Origin of the sequence: Streptomyces turgidiscabies Car8 (assembly GCF_000331005.1) — a bacterium.
Taxonomy (GTDB): domain Bacteria; phylum Actinomycetota; class Actinomycetes; order Streptomycetales; family Streptomycetaceae; genus Streptomyces; species Streptomyces turgidiscabies.
In genome coordinates, this window is sequence record NZ_AEJB01000374.1 from 1 (window position 1) to 1,536 (window position 1,536).

The following is a 1,536-nucleotide window of genomic DNA, read 5'->3' on the forward strand; positions in this document are numbered from 1 at the left end:
TCGGCGGTGTCGAGGATCAGGACGGCGTCGTCGCGGGTGAGGTCGGCGGCCGAAATGAGATGACGCTGCATCTTTCAGGCTCCGTAAGGAAGTTCAGGAGATTCCGGGCAGGCAGGGCATCGCGAGGAGGCATACGGCACGGGGCCGCACGCGCGCGTGCTACTGCTGGGCGGTCTGCTTCACACCGAGCAGCACGGTGTCCCGACCGTCCTCCTCGGCGAGCTGGACCTTGACCGTCTCCCGCAGCGACGTGGGGAGGTTCTTGCCGACGTAGTCGGCGCGGATGGGCAGTTCGCGGTGCCCTCGGTCGACGAGGACCGCGAGCTGCACCGCGCGCGGGCGCCCGAGGTCGTTCAGGGCGTCCAGGGCGGCGCGGATGGTGCGGCCGGAGAAGAGCACGTCGTCGACGAGGACGACCAGTCTGCCGTCGAGGCCGTCACCGGGGATGTCGGTGCGGGCCAGCGCACGCGGCGGGTGCATGCGCAGGTCGTCGCGGTACATCGTGATGTCGAGCGAGCCGACCGGGATCTTGCGGTCGGTGATCTCCGCCAGCTTGGCGGCGAGCCGCTGGGCGAGGAAGACGCCCCGGGTCGGAATGCCGAGGAGCACCACGTCGTCGGCGCCCTTGGCGCGTTCGACGATCTCGTGGGCGATGCGGGTCAGCACGCGCGCGATGTCGGGGGCTTCCAGAACGGGCCGCGCGCCGGCCTCGTACTGCTGCTTGTCGTGCTCTGAGTCCATAGGAAACGGACCTCCTTCTCCGCCTCACAGGACGGATCATTAAAGGACGTCGGAATTGCGCCATCCACGGTACCAGTCCGCGCAAGACGCCTGATCACCCCATTGGCGCCACACGTCACCCGTCTGCCGTAACCGCACGTCGCCCCGCGCGCGGAGGGCGGCCGGGACCGTTCAGCTTGACGGGGAAGAGTAACGCTGCGTAACCTCACAGTGAGTCACCAGCCGCGCGGCTCGTCCGCACGTCGACACTGTGTCCGGGAGCTATATGTCCAGCGAATACGCCAAACAGCTCGGGGCCAAGCTCCGGGCGATCCGCACCCAGCAGGGCCTTTCCCTCCACGGTGTCGAGGAGAAGTCCCAGGGACGCTGGAAGGCGGTCGTGGTCGGTTCGTACGAGCGCGGCGATCGTGCCGTGACCGTGCAGCGCCTCGCCGAGCTGGCGGATTTCTACGGGGTTCCCGTGCAGGAGCTGCTGCCGGGCACCACGCCGGGCGGAGCCGCCGAGCCGCCGCCGAAGCTCGTCCTCGACCTTGAGCGGCTGGCCCATGTGCCGGCCGAGAAGGCGGGCCCCCTGCAGCGCTACGCCGCGACGATCCAGTCCCAGCGCGGCGACTACAACGGCAAGGTGCTGTCGATCCGCCAGGACGACCTGCGCACGCTCGCCGTCATCTACGACCAGTCGCCCTCGGTCCTGACCGAGCAGCTGATCAGCTGGGGTGTCCTGGACGCGGACGCGCGCCGCGCCGTCTCCCACGAGGAGGGCTGAGCCCGACGGCTTTCAGCCGTTGAGCAGAA

2 protein-coding genes are annotated in these 1,536 nt (G+C 69.1%); one reads left to right on the forward strand and one right to left on the reverse strand.

The window, feature by feature from the left end; translation table 11 throughout:
* Positions 1-159: 159 nt before the first annotated feature.
* Positions 160-741: a bifunctional pyr operon transcriptional regulator/uracil phosphoribosyltransferase PyrR gene (gene pyrR / locus STRTUCAR8_RS27875; RefSeq protein ID WP_006379430.1), complete on the reverse strand. Its 582-nt coding sequence runs from the start codon at positions 739-741 to the stop codon at positions 160-162.
* A gap of 265 nt (positions 742-1,006) precedes the next feature.
* On the opposite strand from pyrR, the gene bldD reads away from it, so the two are divergent.
* The gene (bldD, locus tag STRTUCAR8_RS27880) at positions 1,007-1,507 is read left to right on the forward strand and encodes a transcriptional regulator BldD (protein WP_006379429.1); all 501 of its coding nucleotides are present in this window, start codon (positions 1,007-1,009) and stop codon (positions 1,505-1,507) included.
* Positions 1,508-1,536 lie beyond the last annotated feature (29 nt).

Coding starts and splice junctions, on each gene's coding strand:
- pyrR (WP_006379430.1), bottom strand. CDS start 741: ATGGACTCAGAGCACGACAAGCAGCAGTACGAGGCCGGCGCGCGGCCC.
- bldD (WP_006379429.1), top strand. CDS start 1,007: ATGTCCAGCGAATACGCCAAACAGCTCGGGGCCAAGCTCCGGGCGATC.